This window comes from Pseudomonas moorei (assembly GCF_008801475.1).
In the GTDB taxonomy this organism is placed as follows: domain Bacteria; phylum Pseudomonadota; class Gammaproteobacteria; order Pseudomonadales; family Pseudomonadaceae; genus Aquipseudomonas; species Aquipseudomonas moorei.
On sequence record NZ_VZPP01000013.1, the window covers coordinates 175,917 to 195,660 of the forward strand.

At 58.7% G+C, this 19,744-nt stretch carries 20 protein-coding genes; 11 read left to right on the forward strand and 9 right to left on the reverse strand.

Features of this window, described 5'->3' with window-relative positions:
- Nucleotides 1-122: 122 nt before the first annotated feature.
- Both F7R06_RS24135 and F7R06_RS24140 read right to left on the reverse strand, forming a co-directional pair.
- Nucleotides 123-839 (reverse strand): fimbria/pilus chaperone family protein, encoded by a 717-nt coding sequence (locus F7R06_RS24135; protein ID WP_090324958.1) that lies wholly within the window; start codon nucleotides 837-839, stop codon nucleotides 123-125.
- Between the two features lie 343 nt (nucleotides 840-1,182).
- On the reverse strand, nucleotides 1,183-1,800 hold the full coding sequence (locus F7R06_RS24140) for a DUF1120 domain-containing protein (RefSeq protein WP_090324956.1): 618 nt from the start codon (nucleotides 1,798-1,800) through the stop codon (nucleotides 1,183-1,185).
- 332 nt (nucleotides 1,801-2,132) lie between these two features.
- Between F7R06_RS24140 and F7R06_RS24145 the strand changes: the two genes are divergently transcribed.
- The 4 genes from F7R06_RS24145 to F7R06_RS24160 all read left to right on the forward strand — a co-directional run bounded on the left by F7R06_RS24145 (nucleotide 2,133) and on the right by F7R06_RS24160 (nucleotide 4,726).
- Nucleotides 2,133-2,759 carry a response regulator gene (locus F7R06_RS24145; protein WP_090324954.1) on the forward strand — a complete coding sequence of 209 codons (627 nt, stop codon included), beginning with the start codon at nucleotides 2,133-2,135 and terminating at the stop codon, nucleotides 2,757-2,759.
- A 120-nt stretch (nucleotides 2,760-2,879) separates the two neighbouring features.
- Entirely contained in the window at nucleotides 2,880-3,350 is a 471-nt protein-coding gene (locus F7R06_RS24150; RefSeq protein WP_090324952.1) for a nuclear transport factor 2 family protein, read from the forward strand.
- 41 nt (nucleotides 3,351-3,391) lie between these two features.
- Nucleotides 3,392-3,703 carry a GIY-YIG nuclease family protein gene (locus F7R06_RS24155; RefSeq protein ID WP_090324951.1) on the forward strand — a complete coding sequence of 104 codons (312 nt, stop codon included), beginning with the start codon at nucleotides 3,392-3,394 and terminating at the stop codon, nucleotides 3,701-3,703.
- An 87-nt stretch (nucleotides 3,704-3,790) separates the two neighbouring features.
- Nucleotides 3,791-4,726 (forward strand): glutathione S-transferase family protein, encoded by a 936-nt coding sequence (locus tag F7R06_RS24160; RefSeq protein WP_090324949.1) that lies wholly within the window; start codon nucleotides 3,791-3,793, stop codon nucleotides 4,724-4,726.
- 85 nt (nucleotides 4,727-4,811) lie between these two features.
- Here the strand turns inward: F7R06_RS24160 and F7R06_RS24165 are convergent, their stop codons facing one another.
- Both F7R06_RS24165 and yejK read right to left on the reverse strand, forming a co-directional pair.
- Nucleotides 4,812-5,162: a glutaredoxin family protein gene (locus F7R06_RS24165; RefSeq protein WP_090324948.1), complete on the reverse strand. Its 351-nt coding sequence runs from the start codon at nucleotides 5,160-5,162 to the stop codon at nucleotides 4,812-4,814.
- Nucleotides 5,162-6,166, reverse strand: a complete 1,005-nt coding sequence (gene yejK / locus F7R06_RS24170) for a nucleoid-associated protein YejK (protein WP_090324946.1) — start codon at nucleotides 6,164-6,166, stop codon at nucleotides 5,162-5,164. The genes F7R06_RS24165 and yejK overlap by 1 nt, the downstream gene beginning before the upstream one ends.
- A gap of 396 nt (nucleotides 6,167-6,562) precedes the next feature.
- Here yejK and F7R06_RS24175 point away from each other — a divergent pair, with 396 nt between their 5' ends.
- Nucleotides 6,563-6,844, forward strand: coding sequence for an HU family DNA-binding protein (locus F7R06_RS24175; RefSeq protein WP_007905514.1), 282 nt, complete (start codon nucleotides 6,563-6,565; stop codon nucleotides 6,842-6,844).
- A 362-nt stretch (nucleotides 6,845-7,206) separates the two neighbouring features.
- Nucleotides 7,207-7,644: a DUF3757 domain-containing protein gene (locus tag F7R06_RS24180; RefSeq protein ID WP_090324945.1), complete on the forward strand. Its 438-nt coding sequence runs from the start codon at nucleotides 7,207-7,209 to the stop codon at nucleotides 7,642-7,644.
- Between the two features lie 164 nt (nucleotides 7,645-7,808).
- Here the strand turns inward: F7R06_RS24180 and rlmF are convergent, their stop codons facing one another.
- The 5 genes from rlmF to F7R06_RS24205 form a co-directional block, all read right to left on the reverse strand.
- A complete protein-coding gene (gene rlmF / locus F7R06_RS24185) occupies nucleotides 7,809-8,840 on the reverse strand; it encodes a 23S rRNA (adenine(1618)-N(6))-methyltransferase RlmF (protein WP_151149702.1) in 1,032 nt (343 codons plus the stop codon).
- 216 nt (nucleotides 8,841-9,056) lie between these two features.
- Entirely contained in the window at nucleotides 9,057-11,903 is a 2,847-nt protein-coding gene (locus F7R06_RS24190) for a valine--tRNA ligase (protein ID WP_090324943.1), read from the reverse strand.
- 239 nt (nucleotides 11,904-12,142) lie between these two features.
- Nucleotides 12,143-13,459, reverse strand: a complete 1,317-nt coding sequence (locus F7R06_RS24195) for an MFS transporter (protein WP_090324942.1) — start codon at nucleotides 13,457-13,459, stop codon at nucleotides 12,143-12,145.
- Nucleotides 13,460-13,757: 298 nt separating this feature from the next.
- Entirely contained in the window at nucleotides 13,758-14,993 is a 1,236-nt protein-coding gene (locus F7R06_RS24200) for a CNNM domain-containing protein (RefSeq protein WP_090324940.1), read from the reverse strand.
- 12 nt (nucleotides 14,994-15,005) lie between these two features.
- The gene (locus tag F7R06_RS24205; protein ID WP_090324938.1) at nucleotides 15,006-15,818 is read right to left on the reverse strand and encodes a cytochrome C assembly family protein; all 813 of its coding nucleotides are present in this window, start codon (nucleotides 15,816-15,818) and stop codon (nucleotides 15,006-15,008) included.
- 195 nt (nucleotides 15,819-16,013) lie between these two features.
- On the opposite strand from F7R06_RS24205, the gene ffh reads away from it, so the two are divergent.
- From ffh to rplS, 5 genes are all read left to right on the forward strand, one after another.
- On the forward strand, nucleotides 16,014-17,390 hold the full coding sequence (ffh, locus tag F7R06_RS24210) for a signal recognition particle protein (RefSeq protein ID WP_090324937.1): 1,377 nt from the start codon (nucleotides 16,014-16,016) through the stop codon (nucleotides 17,388-17,390).
- A gap of 247 nt (nucleotides 17,391-17,637) precedes the next feature.
- Nucleotides 17,638-17,889 (forward strand): 30S ribosomal protein S16, encoded by a 252-nt coding sequence (gene rpsP / locus F7R06_RS24215; RefSeq protein WP_003198088.1) that lies wholly within the window; start codon nucleotides 17,638-17,640, stop codon nucleotides 17,887-17,889.
- Nucleotides 17,890-17,894: 5 nt separating this feature from the next.
- Nucleotides 17,895-18,431, forward strand: coding sequence for a ribosome maturation factor RimM (rimM, locus tag F7R06_RS24220; protein WP_007972729.1), 537 nt, complete (start codon nucleotides 17,895-17,897; stop codon nucleotides 18,429-18,431).
- 2 nt (nucleotides 18,432-18,433) lie between these two features.
- A complete protein-coding gene (trmD, locus tag F7R06_RS24225; protein WP_077046481.1) occupies nucleotides 18,434-19,186 on the forward strand; it encodes a tRNA (guanosine(37)-N1)-methyltransferase TrmD in 753 nt (250 codons plus the stop codon).
- Between the two features lie 45 nt (nucleotides 19,187-19,231).
- A complete protein-coding gene (gene rplS / locus F7R06_RS24230; RefSeq protein WP_003175895.1) occupies nucleotides 19,232-19,582 on the forward strand; it encodes a 50S ribosomal protein L19 in 351 nt (116 codons plus the stop codon).
- Nucleotides 19,583-19,744 lie beyond the last annotated feature (162 nt).

Sequence of the window (19,744 nt, forward strand, 5' to 3'; positions counted from 1 at the left end):
CTTTTGTCAGCGTGCTGCTCGACACGCTGCGGTTCAGGCACACGTTCGGCGACGATCAGCCGGTCGTCGCATTGGTCTCTCGCCAGCGCCCGCATTTCGCCGGGGCGCCAGGGTGATGCGTATCAGGATTCGATGGGTGCGTCGTAGTGCGGCACCGCAAAGCCGTAGACGGTGGCGGGCAGGAAGCGCACCTGCGTCGCTGTTGTGGCCGTTGCCGGCACACTGATGCTCTCGCCGGGCAGCACATAGGTTCGTGGCAACAAAGCACCGCTCCCGGATGGCAACAATTGCAGCTCCTGCGCCAGGCGCACCACATAAGGTGTTTCGTTGCGCACGGTCAGTTGGCCGTCCCGTAATGACCATTGCAGGCCGGTCCACGGCGTGCGATTGGGCGCCAGGCCCTTAGGGTGCAGAATCAATGGCAGGTTCTGGCGCACGGTCACTCCGACGCGGGCATGCCCGGCTTCGGCGGCAGGCCTGCCCTGGGGAATGCCTTCAAAAATCACGCGCTTCAAGCGTTGAGTGAGCAAGGGTTTTTCCGATTGCAGGATGAAGCGCACCAATTGGGTTTTCGACGCCTCGACGCGGGACAGCGGAGGGGTCACGAACACCAGGGATTCGTTGTCCTGCTCGATGTTTTCAATGGTGACGTGAAGCAACGCCAGGTTGGCGTCGGTGTTGGTCACGGAAACGGAGGCCTCGCCATCGGCCTCGTTGACAATCACCACCGAGGTGTTCGGGACCATGCCATCGGCTTGCGCCTGGGTGGCCAGTAACAGAACGAGCGCGCCGATACCGCTGTGAATCAAGGGGCGCGCGAAAGTAAAAAACATCGTCATGACGTGTCTCGTTGATAGTTTCGATAAGGAGCCGATGGTTCCGGTCGGATGGCCGCTTGCAGATGACAACGGGGCCAAGGATGCAACGGGCATCATGGATTTTCGGAAATGGGGGGGCTCACCGATTGAGGTGCCATTTAAGCGGCTGGCATTGGCGCCTTGAATGCAACAAGTACGAAAGCAACGGTTCGGTGTGTAGAAAAGTGTTGCAAACAGTGCCTTGCCATTGGCCGCCCGGTCGTCGGTGTGCTGGCAGCCGGTCAAAGGAGCAGGGATGTACCCGTGGGTTCTTCAGGAAGAATGGGCAACAGGGCGGATCCACCATTGCCCGAACGATTGGGCGTTACAGATACTTGAGTTGCAGGGTCGCTGAGCCGTCGATCAGCACGTCGTCGGTCAGGGTCAGTTCCCTGGTGCTGGCGATTTGAGTGGTTATTCGAAGATCCAGGGTCAGGTCTTTCACCCGGAGCGGCATACTGGTGTCGTCCATGGCGCCGACTGCCCAAAGATTGTCGGCATCCCAGTAATCCTTGATCCAGGTTTTTCCGCCGTCCGTCGATGCAATATGTTGTACGTCGACTCCGTCGGCCCTCATATTCAACGCATCAACCATGAAGCTGCCCAGCTTCTCGCCTGCATTGGTCCGGCCCAGTCCAAATTGACTGCTCGTGCCCCAGGCGGTACCGGCCCGATGGTCGATCGGAGAAAAGTAATACTGAACCGGCGCATCGCAGTTCACGGCCATTTGCAGCGTTAGTTTGGGCAAAGCAGTGGGGTTGTCGGGCCGGAGGTCTTTCGCGGAAATTTTGCCATGATCGACAATGCCACCCCCGGACAGAGTCGGCGTGCACGCACTTGGGGTGATGACGCCAGTGACGGTCAAGTCGGTGCTGGCGGCAAAAGCGGGCGAAGCTGTCGTCAGGAGTAATGCAGTGCAGAGTGCGCTTAACGTCTTGTTCATGCAGGGGCTCTTTTCGGCAAAAGGGGATCAGGGATTGAGGCGCAATTTAGACGGGTGCAGTCAGCGATTTGAATGCAACTAATACGAAAAGCGATAGCACTGTTTATGTAGAAATGTATTGGGTGATGGCGGATGCACCGATTGCTGGTCGCCCACTGCTGTAGGTTTTTGCGTTGTGCAATGTGTGAATAATCTGAAAGTTTGTAAGGTAAAAGCACTGGCCCTTGAATACGTTGACTGAACCCGTTTTCGGCGTTTGGCGAGGCATTGTGGGAGGGAGAAAACGGCGTTAATTTCCGCGCCCTTCAATCACAAGCAGGAGACCTCCCACTATGCGAGTCGTAATTGCTGACGACCACAGCGTCGTCCGCATCGGGCTGCGGATATTGATCAATGCCACCCAGCGATGCGTCATCGTCGCTGAGGCTGAGGGTACCGATAGCCTGATGCGCGTTCTTTCGGGTACACCGTGCGATCTGTTGATCACCGATTTCTCCATGCCGGGAGGACGGCAGGCCGATGGTTTGAAAATGTTGAGTACGATTCGGCGTGACCATCCGGCATTGCCGGTCATTGTGCTGACGATGTTTACCAGCGTCGCGACAGCGAGGGCGGCGCTGGCTCAGGGGGTGCGGGCCATTGTCGCCAAATCCGCGTCGGAGACTGAACTGCCCCTGGCGATCAAAGCGGTGGGTGTGGGGCGCCGCTACATCAGTGAGTCGTTGCGAACACTGCTGGCTGATACGGGCAGCCAGTTGATTGAGTTGCCGTTGTCGGCCAAAGAGCATGAAGTGGTGAGAATGCTGGCCTGCGGCATGACCGTCAGCGAAATTGCCAGTCACTTCCAGCGCAGTGTGTCGACCATCAGTAAACAAAAAAACATGGCCATGCACCGCTTGGGCATCTCCACGGATGCCGAGCTTTTTTCCTACGCCCGTGACAGCGGAATGTCGCCCTAGACGCTCAGCGCAGGAGCGGTCCCGCTATTCTCGCGGCGAATGCCCATAGCGTTCGGGTCATTCGCAGACTATCGTGCAGGCCATCTTTCGAAAATATTGTGCAACAACAGGGGCCTGCCCATGAGTGACGTCCACAGCGCATTGATCACCCGTTTCTACCAGGCCTTCCAGCGCCTGGATGCCGAGGCCATGGCTGCCTGCTATACCGATGACGTGGTGTTCAGTGATCCGGCGTTTGGCGAGCTGCACGGCCGTGATGCCAGCGACATGTGGCGCATGCTGACCACCCGGGCCAAGGATTTCTCCCTGAGTTTCGATAACGTGCGCGCCGATGAGCGCACCGGCGCTGCCCATTGGGTGGCGACCTACCTGTTCAGTCAAACCGGAAACGTTGTGGTCAATGAGATTCAGGCGCGTTTTGTCTTCCGTGACGGCAAGATTTGCGAGCATCACGACAGCTTCGATCTGTGGAAGTGGTCGCGTCAGGCACTGGGTTTCAAAGGCCTGCTGCTCGGTTGGACGCCGTTGGTGAGTAACGCTGTGCGTGCTCAGGCCTTGAAGGGGCTGAGGGCATTCCAGGCCAGCCGCTGATAAGATCGCGGCTTGTTTCCCTTTCAAGCACTGATCGTTACGTGAACGCCCCCAGCGAAAAGCCTGTCGACACCGTCACTGCAGTGAGCAAACCCTGGTTCGTCTATCTCGTGCGCGCGGCCAATGGTTCGCTCTACTGCGGGATCAGCGACGATCCCGTGCGTCGCTTCGCCAAGCATCAAAGCGGCAAAGGGGCACGCTTCTTCCTGTCCAGCCCGGCCATGGCGCTGGTCTACACCGAAGTCTGTCGCGACAAGAGCGAAGCGTTGCGCCAGGAACGCCTGATCAAGAAGCTCAAGAAAAGCGCCAAGGAATGCCTGGTGGCCAGCATGGCCGCAGGCTTATCACTCTGACTGATCAGGTCCCATCAGGCAGATCTGTAGGCTGCTAACCGATTGCGCGTTAAGCTGCGACTTCCTATTCGTGCGGCGGAGCCGAGCATGTCCGAGTTGATCCTGCATCATTACCCGACGTCCCCATTTGCCGAAAAGGCGCGATTGCTGCTAGGTTTCAAGGGGCTGTCCTGGCGCTCGGTGAAGATCTCACCGGTGATGCCCAAACCTGATCTGACCGCGTTGACCGGTGGCTATCGCAAGACCCCGGTGCTGCAGATCGGTGCGGATATTTATTGCGATACTTCGTTGATCGCCCGTCGTCTGGAGCAGGAAAAAGCCTTGCCGGCGTTCTTCCCGGAAGGACAGGAAATGATCGCCGCCAGCTTCGCCAGCTGGGCCGATTCGGTGGTGTTCCAGCATGCGGTCAGCCTGGTGTTTCAGCCGGAGTCGATCGCGGTGCGCTTTGGCAACCTGTCACCGGAGGCGATCAAGGCCTTTATCGCCGACCGCGCCGGGCTGTTCAGCGGTGGCAGTGCGACACGCCTGTCGGCGGAACAAGCCAGGCATCAATGGCCGACGATCATGTCTCGGCTGGAGCAACAGCTGCAGCGTGAGGAGGGGGATTACCTGTTCGGCGAGCCGTCGATTGCCGACTTCGCCCTGGCGCATTCGCTATGGTTTCTCAAAGCGACGCCCGTGACGTCTCCGCTTGTGGATAACTATCCTGCGGTGACCGCGTGGCATGCCCGTGTGTTGGGGTTCGGCCATGGCGCTTCGAGCGAGATGAGCTCCGAAGAGGCGCTGCAAGTGGCGCGAACGTCCACCCCGGCGGCATTGCCGGATGAGCAGTTCGATGAGCCGAATGGTTTCAAGGCTGGCCAGCCAGTGGTGATTGCGGCGACCGACTATGGCGTCGATCCGGTGGCGGGTGAGTTGTTGTTTGCCGGTCGCGAGGAGTTGATTCTTCGTCGCGAAGACGAGCGTGGCGGTGTGGTGCATGTGCACTTCCCGCGGTTTGGTTTCCGGATCGAAGCGCAGTAACTGCAAACCGCTGATTATCTGATGGCTCGATAACCTGTGGGAGCTGGCAAGCCAGCTCCCACAAAGGGTAAGTCGGTTTGAGCGGTTATTTCAGGGCCGCCAGGATCGCATCCGGGTCATATTTGCGAATCAGCGTGCCGTTCACATCGATGATCGGAATCCCGCCGCCGCCCAGCGCTACATAGTCCTTGCGCGCCACAGCATCCTTTTCGATATCGAATTCCTTGTAAGGAATGTTCCTTTGATCGAGAAAGCGCCGGGTCTGTTTGCAGTAGCCGCACCAGTCCGTGCTGTAGATCACGACATTGGCTTTGAGCTGCATCTGCTCGGACACCAGTCGGGTCGGATCCATCAGGCGCTCGATCTTGCCCCAATTCTGGTAGACCACGACCACCAGCAGGATCAGCAGGCATTTCTTCAACACATTGCCCAGCATCAGTTGCGACGCTTGAGCTGGTCGGTGAGCGAGGTGGGCAGGCCCTTGATGATCAGCGTGCCGGCATCCTCGTCATACTCGATCTTCGAGCCCAGCAAATGCGCCTCGAAACTGATCGACAGGCCTTCGGCGCGACCGGTGAAGCGGCGGAACTGGTTCAGGGTGCGCTTATCCGCCGGGATCTCCGGCGACAAGCCGTAATCCTTGTTGCGGATGTGGTCGTAGAAGGCTTTCGGGCGTTCTTCGTCGATCAGCTCCGACAGCTCTTCCAGACCCATGGGCTCGCCCAGTTTGGCCTGGCTGCTGGCGTAATCCACCAGGGTCTTGGTTTTTTCGCGGGCGGAGTCTTCCGGCAGATCTTCGCTCTCGACGAAGTCACTGAACGCCTTGAGCAGCGTGCGGGTTTCGCCCGGGCCGTCGACGCCTTCCTGGCAGCCGATGAAGTCGCGGAAATACTCCGAAACCTTTTTGCCGTTCTTGCCTTTGATGAACGAAATGTACTGCTTGGACTGCTTGTTGTTCTGCCACTCGGACACGTTGATCCGCGCCGCCAGGTGTAACTGGCCAAGGTCCAAGTGACGGGACGGGGTCACGTCCAGTTGATCGGTCACCGCGACGCCCTCGCTGTGGTGCAGCAGGGCAATGGCCAGATAGTCGGTCATGCCTTGTTGGTAGTGCGCAAACAGGACGTGGCCGCCGACCGAGAGGTTGGATTCCTCCATCAGTTTTTGCAGGTGTTCCACCGCCACGCGGCTGAACGCCGTGAAGTCCTTGCCGCCATCAAGGTATTCCTTCAGCCAGCCGCTGAATGGAAAGGCCCCGGACTCCGGATGAAACAGCCCCCAGGCTTTGCCTTGCTTGGCGTTATAGCTTTCATTGAGGTCGGCGAGCATGTTCTCGATGGCGGCGGACTCGGCCAGTTCCGATTCGCGGGCGTGGAGAACTGCAGGTGTGCCGTCGGGTTTTTTGTCGATCAGGTGGACGATGCAATGACGGATCGGCATGGGCTTCTCGGCTGGTTGAAGAGAGGAGGGCGTGCTCCCCCGAAAAAGCGCTCAGTGTACCGCAACCGCTGGTTTTGGCGCGGCGCGAAGGCCAATTCCACGGTGACCGGCGGTGCTTATGCGATTTTTTCCCGGTTTAGAGCAATAAAGCTGACCAAATGGGTAGCTAGAGGCGGATATTTCCCCGTCTCTGTGCTAGTTTTGCCCGGTCTTACGCGAAGTCACTGCGTTAAGCGTGCATTCAGCATTTGTCAGGTCGAACCAAACCCTGATTTCGGTATCTATAACCCCGATCCAGTGGTTATTTGGCCGAGGGTGCCAGATCCAGAAGATCGGGCTCGATGGCTGACACTGCACTCTGCAATCCATATGAATTTGATAGGGAAGGAACACTACATGGCTCTTACTAAAGACCAACTGATCGCCGACATCGCTGAAGCTATCGACGCGCCAAAAACCACCGCGCGTAACGCTCTGGACCAACTGGGCCAAATCGTTGCCGATCAGCTGGAAAACGGCGGCGAAATTACTCTGCCAGGTATCGGCAAGCTGAAAGTGACTGAGCGTCCTGCCCGTACTGGCCGTAACCCTTCGACTGGCGCTGCCATCGAAATCGCTGCCAAGAAAGTGATCAAGCTGGTTGTGGCCAAAGGCCTGACCGACGCTGTTAACAAGTAAGACTTGTTAAAAGAAACCGTGCGCCGGAGCACTCCGGGCACGGTTTTTTTGTGCCCGTCAAAAAGATCTGCGCCAGGTGGATCGATGTAACACTTTGTTTATTTAGCTGCATGACGTTTTGCCTCCTGATATTTCAGCGTCGATCATTTCTGGTAACGAATTTATGGACGTGTCGGTTAAATATTAATTCGGCTTTTTAGTGTGAGTTGAATAAGTCGGGTTTCTCTGTCTATCTAGCGAAATTTCCCACAGAACTGATAGTTGAGTGTATGCCGTGGATCGGTAGTATCGATCTGGTGTCGCGCTCGGCTTTGCGTAAAAGCCAAAAACTCAATTCTGGTTGTTAGTTACAGGGACGTTTTATGAAACTTAAACAGTTGGTGATGTGTGTGTCGATTCTGTTGTCCGGTCAGGCCTGGGCAAGTGTCACGGAGTACTGCCCAAGCCCTTCAGACATCAAGGAGTTGGCCTCGGGTGTCTACAAAGCCCCCACGGCCAGCGGTGACGGCGAGTGGTATGGCGTGTCTCAGGGCGGCCAGGGACCGGTGGGTGAGTTCGAGTTGGCGATCTTCATGCCTCACAAGGATGTCGAGGGGAGTACCGTCATAGGGGAAGTCCAGCGTTGTGGTTTTAGGCTGCAAAAGGGCGGCGCGGTGGATATGAAGTTCAAAAGGGAAGGGACCGTCGCGAGTATTGATGCCGGCGGGTCGTGGGAAGAGTGGAACTCACGGTACTACTGCGATAACAAAGAAGTGCGCGGGTGCGCATTCAAAGAGATCGTCAGGCCAGCGAAGCGCTGATGTATAGCCTGTTTGACTTGGGCCACCTGGCGAGTTGCAATCAAAGGCTGCGTTCACACTGTTAGTAAGTAAGGCGTGTAAAAAACCGTGCACCGGATTAACCGGGCACGGTTTTTTTGTTGACGACAACGACTTGTCCCAAGGCAAGTCACTACGATGTTCTGTTATTCCGTTGAAGCCTTTGCCCAGCGCGCCTGGCGCCAGGCCTGTTGCTGCGCCTTGGTCTGGAAGGTCCAGGCGACGAAGCGACTCTGCTTCTGACCCTGGGACATTTCCACCACCTGGCTTTCCAGTACGCCAGCCTTTTTCAGGGCGGACTGGATCGCAGGCAGGTTCGAGGCTTTCGACACCAGTGTGCTGAACCACAGCACCTGTTGCCCCACTTGCGCGCTCTCGCTGATCAATTGCGTGACGAACCGTGCCTCGCCACCCTCACACCACAACTCCGCCGCCTGACCGCCAAAATTCAACACCGGCAGTTTGCGCTTCGGATCGGCCTTGCCCAGCGCGCGCCATTTACGCGTACTGCCTCGGGTCGCTTCCTCAAGGGACGCATGGAACGGCGGGTTGCACATAGTCAGGTCAAACCGCTCGGTGCTTTCGAGCAGGCCCAGCAGGATCTGTTTCGGGTTGCTCTGCTGACGGATCTGAATGGCCTTGTTCAAACCGTTGGACTGAATAATGGCTTTGGCGGCGGCGATGGCGGTGGCGTCGATCTCCGAACCGAGGAACTGCCAGCGATAGTCGCTGTGACCGATCAGCGGATACACACAGTTGGCGCCCATGCCGACATCCAGGACCTTCACTGCTGCGCCACGGGGGATCACACCGTCATTGCCGCTGGCCAGCAGGTCGGCCAGAAAGTGCACGTAATCCGCACGTCCCGGCACTGGTGGACACAGATAGTCGGCCGGAATGTCCCAATGGGCGATGCCGTAGAACGACTTGAGCAGCGCCCGATTGAACACCCGCACTGCATCCGGGCTGGCGAAGTCGATGCTTTCCTTGCCATACGGGTTGGTGATCACGAACTGCTTCAATTCCGGCGTGGTTTTGATCAGTGCCGGGAAGTCGTAGCGACCCTGGTGACGATTGCGCGGATGCAGGCTGGCCTTCTCGCGTGGCTCGACGGCTTTGGCTGCCTTGGTCGGTTCAGGCTTTTGGCGCGCAGGTTTGGGGGGGGGGGGGGCAGTCATGGGTGTGGTCGATTCGGGCATGGCTAAAAGTGGCGGGTATTGTCCCACATCTGCCTCCATGACGCGGTACAGGCTTTCTGAGCCGGCTTGCCGGCGAAAGAGGCTGTAAGGCCTGCGGTGATCTGTCGGGCGTTTCGCTGGCAAGCCAGTTCCTACAAATCGCGGGTATGAAAAAGGGAGGCCACCCGGGCCTCCCTGTTTCATTGCGACTTGCCGTTACAGACTGGCAATCCGCGCGTGTTGCTCCGCCAGCTTGCCCAGAGCCTGTTCGGCTTCGGCCAGCTTGGCGCGTTCTTTCTCGATGACCTCCGCCGGTGCCTTGTCGACGAAGCCGGCGTTGGACAGCTTCCCGCCAACCCGTTGCACTTCGCCTTGCAGGCGCTGGATTTCCTTGTCCAGACGCGCCAGTTCCGCACCCTTGTCGATCAGGCCGGCCATCGGTACCAGCACTTCCATCTCGCCGACCAGCGCGGTCGCCGACAGCGGCGCTTCTTCGCCCGCTGCCAGTACGGTGATCGATTCGAGGCGCGCCAGTTTTTTCAGCAAGGCTTCGTTTTCAGTGAGACGACGCTGGTCCTCGGTGCTGACGTTCTTCAGGAACAGCGGCAACGGTTTGCCCGGGCCGATGTTCATTTCGCCACGGATGTTACGCGTGCCGAGCATCAGGCCCTTGAGCCATTCGATGTCGTCTTCAGCGGCCTGATCAATGCGTGTTTCATTGGCCACCGGCCAAGGTTGCAACATGATCGTCTTGCCTTCGATGCCGGCCAGCGGCGCAATGCGCTGCCAGATTTCTTCGGTGATGAACGGCATGAACGGATGGGCCAGACGCAGGGCCACTTCCAGCACGCGAACCAGGGTGCGGCGAGTGCCGCGCTGACGCTCGACCGGTGCATTCTCGTCCCACAGCACAGGCTTGGACAGTTCCAGGTACCAGTCGCAGTACTGGTTCCAGATGAACTCATACAAGGCTTGGGCGGCCAGGTCGAAGCGGAACTGGTCCAGTTGGCGGGTCACTTCGGCTTCGGTGCGTTGCAGTTGCGAGATAATCCAGCGGTCAGCCAGGGACAGCTCATAGGCTTCGCCGTTCTGGCCACAGTCTTCGCCCTTGTCCAGCACGTAACGCGCGGCGTTCCAGATCTTGTTGCAGAAGTTGCGGTAGCCTTCGACGCGGCCCATGTCGAACTTGATGTCGCGACCGGTGGACGCCAGCGAGCAGAAGGTGAAACGCAGGGCGTCGGTGCCGTAGCTGGCGATGCCGTCGGCGAATTCTTCGCGGGTCTGCTTCTCGATCTTCTTTGCCAGTTTCGGCTGCATCATGCCGGAGGTGCGTTTGCTGACCAGCTCTTCCAGTTCGATACCGTCGATGATGTCCAGTGGGTCAAGGACGTTGCCCTTGGACTTGGACATCTTCTGGCCCTGGCCATCACGCACCAGACCGTGCACATAAACCGTCTTGAACGGAACCTGTGGCGTGCCGTCTTCGTTCTTCACCAAATGCATGGTGAGCATGATCATCCGGGCAACCCAGAAGAAAATGATGTCGAAGCCGGTCACCAGCACGTCGGTGGAGTGGAATTTCTTCAGGAATTCGGTTTGCTCAGGCCAGCCGAGCGTCGAGAAGGTCCACAGGCCCGAACTGAACCAGGTGTCGAGAACGTCGTTGTCCTGTTGCAGTGCAACGTCCGGACCGAGGTTGTGCTTGGCGCGCACTTCGGCTTCGTCGCGGCCGACGTAGACCTTGCCCGATTCGTCGTACCAGGCCGGGATCCGGTGACCCCACCACAGCTGGCGGCTGATGCACCAATCCTGAATGTCGCGCATCCAGGAGAAGTACATGTTTTCGTACTGCTTGGGCACGAACTGGATGCGGCCGTCTTCAACGGCGGCAATGGCGGGCTCGGCCAAAGGCTTGGTGGACACGTACCACTGGTCGGTCAACCACGGCTCGATGATGGTGCCGGAGCGGTCGCCTTTCGGGACTTTCAGGGCGTGATCGTCAACGCTGACCAGCAGGCCTGCGGCTTCGAACGCGGCGACGATCTGCTTGCGGGCTTCGAAACGGTCGAGACCGGCGTATTCGGCCGGGATCTTGCCGTCGATGCTTTCGTTAAGCGTGCCGTCGAGGTTGAATACCTGGGCGACTGGCAGGACGTTGGCGTTCTTGTCGAAGATGTTCAGCAGCGGCAGGTTGTGGCGCTTGCCGACTTCGTAGTCGTTGAAATCGTGGGCCGGGGTGATTTTCACGCAGCCGGTGCCGAATTCAGGGTCGCAGTAATCGTCGGCGATGATCGGGATGCGGCGGCCGACCAGCGGCAACTCGACAAATTTGCCGATCAGGGCTTTGTAGCGTTCGTCGTTCGGGTTCACGGCCACGGCGGCGTCGCCGAGCATGGTTTCCGGACGAGTCGTCGCGACGATCAGGTAGTCGTTGCCTTCAGCGGTTTTGGCGCCATCGGCCAGCGGGTATTTCAGGTTCCACAGGAAACCTTTCTCATCGTGGTTTTCCACTTCGAGGTCGGAAATCGCCGTGTGCAACTTGGTGTCCCAGTTGACCAGGCGTTTGCCGCGATAGATCAGGCCGTCTTCGTGCAGGCGTACGAAGGCTTCTTTCACCGCTTCCGACAGGCCGTCGTCCATGGTGAAGCGCTCGCGGCTCCAGTCGACGGACGAGCCTAGGCGGCGGATCTGACGGCTGATGTTGCCGCCGGATTCATCTTTCCATTCCCAGACTTTTTCGAGGAATTTCTCGCGCCCCAGGTCGTGGCGGCTCTGGCCTTTGGCTTCGAGTTGACGCTCCACCAGCATCTGCGTGGCGATACCGGCGTGGTCGGTGCCCGGCTGCCACAGGGTGTTGCGACCCTGCATGCGGCGGAAACGGATCAGGGCGTCCATGATCGCGTTGTTGAAGCCGTGACCCATGTGCAGGCTGCCGGTGACGTTCGGCGGCGGGATCATGATGGTGTAGGACTCGCCCGCGCCTTGCGGGGCGAAGTAATTCTCTGACTCCCAGGTGTTGTACCAGGAGGTTTCAATGGCGTGCGGCTGGTAGGTCTTATCCATGCGCGGCGGGACCCTATTGGCATTTATTCAGGAAAAGCCGATGAGTATAGCGGGGATATACTGTTACGCGTAGAGCGGGGCGGTAACGGGTGGGGAAAATTCGCGACCGGTTGGGGATATGTTTTGCCAATCAGGACGCTTTCGCGGGCAAGCCACGCTCCCACAGGTTCTTTGTCGTACCGTAACTCCGTGTCCGACTTCAATCCTGTGGGAGCGAGCTTGCCCGCGATGGCGGTCGGTCAGGCGACCCGATTCAAATCGTTATGCCGGGTTTCCTTCAGGCACAGCACCGCAATCAAGCTCAGCACCGCTGCCCCGGATACATACCCGCCGACATAACTCAAACCGCCCATCGCCACCAGTTTTTGCGCGAAAAACGGTGCCGCCGAGGCCCCGACGATACCGCCCAGGTTGTAGGCGGCCGAGGCGCCCGTGTAGCGCACGTGGGTCGGAAACAATTCCGGCAACAGAGCGCCCATTGGCGCAAACGTCACGCCCATCAGAAACAGTTCGATGCACAGGAACAGCGCCACGCCCCAGGTTGAGCCCTGGGTCAGCAGGGGTTCCATCAAGAACCCGGACAGAATGGCCAGCACGCCACCGATGATCAGCACCGGCTTGCGCCCGAAGCGGTCACTGGCCCAGGCCGAGAGCGGCGTGGCGGCGGCCATGAACAGCACGGCGAAGCACAGCAGGCCGAGGAAGGTTTCGCGGCAGTAGCCGAGTGTCGCCACACCATAGCTCAGCGAAAACACGGTCGAGATGTAGAACAGCGCGTAGCACACCACCATCGAACCGGCGCCCAGCAAAACCGGCGCCCAGTATTGGCTGAACAGCTCGATCAGCGGAATCTTCACCCGTTCCTGGCGTGCCATGGCGTTGGCGAACACCGGGGTTTCGTGGAGCTTGAGGCGCACATACAGCCCGACCATCACCAGTACGGCGCTGAGCAGAAACGGAATCCTCCAGCCCCAGGAGCGGAACTGTTCGTCGTTCAGGGCCATGGCCAGTGTCAGGAACAGGCCGTTCGCCGCCAGAAAACCGATGGAAGGGCCCAATTGCGGGAACATGCCGAACCACGCACGTTTGCCTTTGGGCGCGTTTTCCGTGGCCAGCAAGGCGGCACCGCCCCATTCGCCACCCAGCCCCAGCCCTTGGCCGAAGCGCAGCACGCAGAGCAGAATCGGCGCCCAGGCCCCAATGCTGTCGTAGCCCGGCAGCACGCCAATCAGCGTGGTGCACACCCCCATCAAGAGCAGGGAGGCCACCAGGGTGGACTTGCGGCCGATACGGTCGCCGAAGTGACCGAACAGCGCCGAACCCAGTGGGCGTGCAAGGAATGCGATGCCGAACGTGAGGAATGCCGAAAGCATCTGCGCCGTGCCGGATGTCTGCGGAAAGAATACCGGGCCGATCACCAGTGCGGCTGCGGTTGCATAGACGTAGAAATCGTAGAACTCGATGGCGGTGCCGATGAAACTCGCCGTGGCCACGCGGGTGGCGGAGTTCGTCGGTTGCGCGGGTGTGGAATCACTGTAAGTCGTGCTGGTCGTCATGCGGTTATCCCTGACAGTCATGTGCCCCAGTGGAGCGAATTATTATGGTCGATACCCAGGGATGTGGGTGGAGGCGCGGTCGCCATTCCAGGTAGGAACAGTCGTCGGTTTGTTGCGGATATTACGGGTGGTCGGGCCGTAACCCGTGGTGTGCAGGGTAAGCACAGGGGCGGCGCGGCTTGGGTAAGCGGCTCGATTATAGGAAGGTGGCTAACGATTCAACAAGGGGCTTGGGGTAGCGTGGTTTTCAGTGGCGAGGGAGCTTGCTCTCTCGCCACAGGGGAAGTTGCACCGAATTCTAGATCACCACCGGCATCGGGGTGATCTGCCAGATCAGTACCCGTGTCACCCGATTGTCCTCGGTCTCGAGGATTTCCAGGCGATAACGACCGATCTTCAGGCATACCGCGCTCTCGGGGATGGTTTCCAGCGCCTCGGTCACCAGACCGTTCAGGGTTTTCGGGCCGTCGCTTGGCAGATGCCAGCCCAGGCTCTTGTTGAGTTCGCGTATCGAGGCGGCGCCCTCGATGACCAGGCGGCCGTCGGCCTGGGGATGGATGTGCGGGTTGTTCAGGCTTTGCTGGCTTTCGAACTCGCCGACGATTTCTTCGAGAATGTCTTCCAGGGTCACGATGCCGAGCACCTCGCCGTACTCGTCGACCACCATGCCCAGCCGGCGTTGCTGTTTGTGGAAATTCAGCAGTTGCAGTTGCAGTGGCGTGCTTTCGGGCACGAAGTAAGGTTCGCGACTGGCAGCCAGCAGTGCTTCCAGGGTCAGGCTCGCATCGGGCAGCAAGTGGCCGATTTGCCGGGTGTTGAGCACGGCTTCGACCTGATTGATATCGCTGTGGAATACCGGCAGGCGGGTGCGCTTGTTGTGGCGCAGTTGCTCGATGATTTCCTCGATGGGATCGTCAAGGTTGATCCCGTCGACTTCACTGCGCGGTACCAGAATGTCGTTGACCGTGATGTTGTCCAGCGCATGGATGCCTGGCAACGAGTGCGGACGGCAGATGGCGGGTTCGCGATCGTCGTATTGGGCTTTCGGTGGCTCGTCTTCGCTCTGTTGCACCACTTTGGCTTTGCGCGCGAGCGGTCGCAGCAGCAATTGGCTGGTGGCGTTGAGCAGCCAGGCTGCCGGGTAGATGATCTTCAGCGGGATGCGCAGCAGGTTGTTGCCCAGGGCCAGGATCGCATCCGGATGGCGGGTGGCGAGGGCACGTGGCAGGTAATCGGCGAACACCAGCAAAATGGCGGTCGCACCCAGGCAGGCCACCCACGGGCCATTTTCGGCCCAGGTAAAAATGGCCAGCAAGGTGCTGATGACCACCACCAGTGCACGGCACAGGGTGTTGCACAGGATCAGGCTGTTGAGCGGAAAGCTCAGCCTGGCCAGCGGCTTGTCGCTTGAGCGTGTGGCAATGCGCCGGGCCAGCACATGCTGGTAAGCAGCCTCAATGGCGGTAAACAGCACCGACCATAAAATCAGCAGGGCCACTACTGCGAGCATCGGCCCTATGGGCAAGTCGTCCATTAATACCGCCCGTCAGATATGCAGGATGTATTCACGAACCAGCTTGCTGCCAAAATACGCCAGCATCAGCAGGCAGAAACCGGCAAGGGTCCAGCGAATGGCTTTATGTCCGCGCCAGCCGAGGCGGTTACGACCCCAGAGCAGTACGCTGAAGACGATCCAGGCCAGGCAGGCCAGCAAGGTTTTATGTACCAGATGCTGGGCAAACAGGTTTTCGACGAACAACCAGCCCGAGATCAGCGACAGGGACAGCAGGGTCCAGCCGGCCCAGAGGAAGCCGAACAGCAGGCTTTCCATGGTTTGCAGCGGCGGGAAGTTCTTGATCAGTCCCGAGGGGTGCTTGTGCTTGAGTTGATGGTCCTGAACCAGCAGCAGCAAGGCCTGGAACACCGCGATGGTGAACATGCCGTAGGCGAGGATCGACAGCAGGATATGAGCGAGGATGCCCGGTTCTTCATCAATGATCTGTACGGTGCCGGCCGGAGCGAATTGCGCAAGCAGCACTGTTGCGGCCCCCAGAGGGAACAGAAGCACCAGCAGGTTTTCCACCGGTATGCGTGAGCAGGCCAGCAGGGTCAGGGCTATGACGGCCACGGCAATCAGGCTGGCGGCGCTGAAGAAGTCCAGGCCCAGGCCGATTGGCGTCAATAGATGTGTGACCAGGCTGGCGCCATGGGCCAGCACCGCCAGCACGCCGAGCGTGACGAGCAGGCGTTTGTTCGCCTTGGCGCCGTTGGCCAGGCGAGTGCCCTGATAGAAAGTCGCAGCGGCATACAAGCAGGCGGCGGCGAGGGTGGTTAGCAAACTGGGTGACAAAGGGAGCATAAGTCCTGTTAGGCAAGCCCGAAAGCCGATGAGTTTGGCATAGAACCCACACGGCACGAAAGTGCGAGGTGTCCGCCAGACGCAGTCTTCGCTATAATCCGCGACCTGCCCACGCCGCAGGCTCGCCGAGTACACGTTTAGTCCGGTCTGGGCCGCCACTATCCCGGTCTACACAGGGCCTGAAAGGATCGCGCAATGTTTGAAAACTTAACCGACCGTCTCTCGCAGACGCTGCGCCATGTCACCGGCAAGGCCAAGCTGACCGAGGACAACATCAAAGACACCCTGCGTGAAGTGCGCATGGCGTTGCTTGAAGCCGACGTCGCCTTGCCGGTGGTCAAAGACTTCGTCAATTCGGTCAAGGAACGCGCTGTCGGCACCGAGGTGTCGCGCAGCCTGACGCCGGGCCAGGCCTTCGTGAAGATCGTCCAGGCCGAACTCGAAAGCCTGATGGGCGCGGCCAACGAAGACCTGAACCTGAGCGCCGTTCCGCCTGCCGTGATCCTGATGGCCGGCTTGCAGGGCGCTGGTAAAACCACCACCGCCGGCAAGCTTGCGCGCTTTCTTAAGGAACGCAAGAAGAAGTCGGTCATGGTTGTGTCCGCGGACGTGTACCGTCCAGCGGCGATCAAACAGCTGGAAATGCTCGCGGGCGAAGTCGGCGTCACCTTCTTCCCTTCCGACCTGACCCAGAAGCCGGTCGAGATCGCGCAAGCCGCTATTAAGGAAGCAAAACTCAAATTCATCGACGTGGTGATCGTCGATACCGCCGGCCGCCTGCACATCGATGAAGAGATGATGGGCGAGATCAAGGCGCTGCATGCCGCGATCAACCCGGTCGAGACGCTGTTCGTGGTCGACGCCATGACCGGCCAGGATGCCGCCAACACGGCCAAGGCCTTCGGCGATGCGCTGCCATTGACCGGTGTGATCCTGACCAAGGTTGACGGCGACGCCCGTGGCGGTGCGGCCCTTTCGGTGCGCGCCATCACCGGCAAGCCGATCAAGTTCATCGGTATGGGCGAGAAGAGCGAAGCGCTCGATCCGTTCCACCCTGAACGTATTGCTTCGCGGATCCTCGGCATGGGTGACGTGCTCAGCCTGATCGAACAGGCAGAAGCGACCCTCGACAAGGACAAGGCCGACAAACTGGCCAAGAAGCTGAAGAAGGGCAAGGGTTTCGACCTCGAAGACTTCCGTGATCAGCTACAACAGATGAAAAACATGGGCGGCCTCGGCGGCCTCATGGACAAGTTGCCGAACATGGGTGGTGTGAACCTGGCGCAGATGGGCAACGCCCAGAGCGCGGCAGAAAAACAATTCAAGCAGATGGAAGCCATCATCAACTCCATGACCCCGGCCGAGCGTCGTGACCCTGAGCTGATCAGCGGTTCGCGCAAGCGTCGTATCGCCATGGGTTCCGGCACGCAAGTGCAGGACATCGGTCGCTTGATCAAGCAGCACAAGCAGATGCAGAAGATGATGAAGAAATTCTCCGCGAAAGGCGGAATGGCCAAAATGATGCGCGGCATGGGCGGTATGTTGCCCGGCGGCGGCATGCCGAAAATGTAAAGAATACGCGCGAGAGCTTGCTCTGGCGCAGCCCACAGGGAAGTGGGATCTCCAGCAAACCCGCATAGGCGGGAGCTGATCGGCCGTTTTCAACGACGGCTCTATGGCAAATCTGCATGGCGGCCAACAGGCGCCGGAAAAAGTCATTTGCAAAAGTCCGGATATTCCTTAGAATATGCGGCCTTTCGGGCACCCATGCCCGCTGTGCATTTAGATTTGCAGCACCGACTACAGGAACGATGTTCACATGCTAACAATCCGTCTTGCCCTTGGCGGCTCCAAAAAGCGCCCGTTTTACCACTTGACCGTAACCGACAGCCGCAACCCGCGCGACGGTTCGCACAAGGAACAGGTTGGTTTCTTCAACCCGGTTGCTCGTGGTCAAGAAGTCCGTCTGTCCGTGAACCAAGAGCGCGTAGCCTACTGGCTGAGCGTTGGTGCACAACCTTCTGAGCGCGTTGCTCAGTTGTTGAAGGAATCTGCTAAGGCTGCGGCCTGAGCAATATGAACGCGACGCCAGCTGTTGCTGATGATTTGATCGTTATCGGCAAGATTTATTCGGTTCACGGCGTTCGCGGCGAAGTGAAGGTGTATTCCTTTACTGATCCGATTAAGAACCTGCTGGATTACAAAACCTGGACGCTCAAGCGTGACGGCAATGTAAAGCAGGTAGAGCTGGTCAGCGGACGCGGGAACGACAAGTTCCTGGTCGCAAAGCTCAAGGGTCTCGATGATCGTGAGGAAGCTCGTCTTCTGGCCGGTTATGAGATCTGCGTGCCGCGCAACCTGTTCCCTGAACTGACCGACGGCGAGTACTACTGGTACCAGCTGGAAGGTCTCAAGGTTATCGACACCCTCGGACAACTGTTCGGGAAGATCGATCACCTGCTCGAGACCGGCTCGAATGATGTAATGGTGGTCAAGCCTTGCGCTGGCAGCCTGGATGATCGCGAACGCCTGTTGCCCTATACCGAGCAATGCGTGTTGGCTGTCGACCTGGCCGCAGGCGAGATGAAGGTGGATTGGGACGCGGATTTCTAAGCGTGGCTAACTTGCGCGTAGAAGTGATCAGTTTGTTTCCCGAGATGTTCTCCGCCATCAGCGAGTACGGCATCACCAGTCGTGCGGTGAAACAGGGGCTCTTGCAGCTCACCTGTTGGAATCCGCGAGACTACACGACGGATCGACATCACACTGTGGATGATCGCCCATTTGGCGGTGGTCCGGGCATGGTGATGAAGATCAAGCCCCTGGAAGATGCTCTGGTTCAAGCCAAGGCAGCCGCCGGGGAGGGCGCGAAGGTGATTTACCTGTCGCCCCAAGGCCGCCAACTGACTCAGTCGGCGGTGCGCGAGTTGGCGAATCTGGATGCATTGATCCTGATTGCCGGCCGCTATGAAGGCATTGACGAGCGTTTTATTGATGCTCATGTCGATGAAGAGTGGTCGATTGGCGACTATGTACTGTCTGGCGGTGAGCTGCCGGCGATGGTCCTGATCGATGCGGTTACACGACTGCTGCCTGGAGCTTTAGGGCATGCGGACTCCGCCGAGGAAGATTCCTTTACGGATGGTTTGCTGGATTGCCCGCACTACACCCGACCGGAGGTGTATGCGGATCAGCGTGTTCCCGACGTATTGCTAAGTGGCAATCACGCGCACATCCGGCGTTGGCGTTTACAGCAGTCCCTTGGTCGGACCTATGAACGACGCGCCGATCTTCTGGAAAGCCGCTCGCTTTCTGGAGAAGAGAAGAAGCTGCTCGAGGAATACATCCGCGAGCGGGACGATAGTTAACAACGTATCGATGGTAATTCCGACGATTTACCTTAGGAGCACAGCATGACTAACAAAATCATCCTTGCACTCGAAGCAGAGCAGATGACCAAAGAGATCCCTACCTTTGCCCCGGGCGACACCATTGTCGTTCAGGTGAAAGTGAAGGAAGGCGACCGTTCGCGTCTGCAAGCGTTCGAAGGTGTTGTTATCGCCAAGCGTAACCGCGGCGTAAACAGTGCATTCACCGTTCGTAAAATCTCCAACGGTGTTGGCGTAGAGCGTACTTTCCAGACCTACAGCCCGCAAATCGACAGCATGGCTGTCAAGCGTCGCGGTGACGTACGTAAAGCCAAGCTGTACTACCTGCGTGACCTGTCCGGTAAAGCAGCTCGCATCAAGGAAAAACTGGCTTAAGTCCAGCTTCCGATGCAGAAAAAAAGCAGCCTACGCAGACTGTGTGAAAACACACTGAAGGCCAGCCCAACAAACGCCCCGACTTGTTCGGGGCGTTTGTTTTTTGTGCGGGCAACAGACGAAAAAAGGCCTTTCAGCCCATTAGCGCCATCAGCTGGCGGG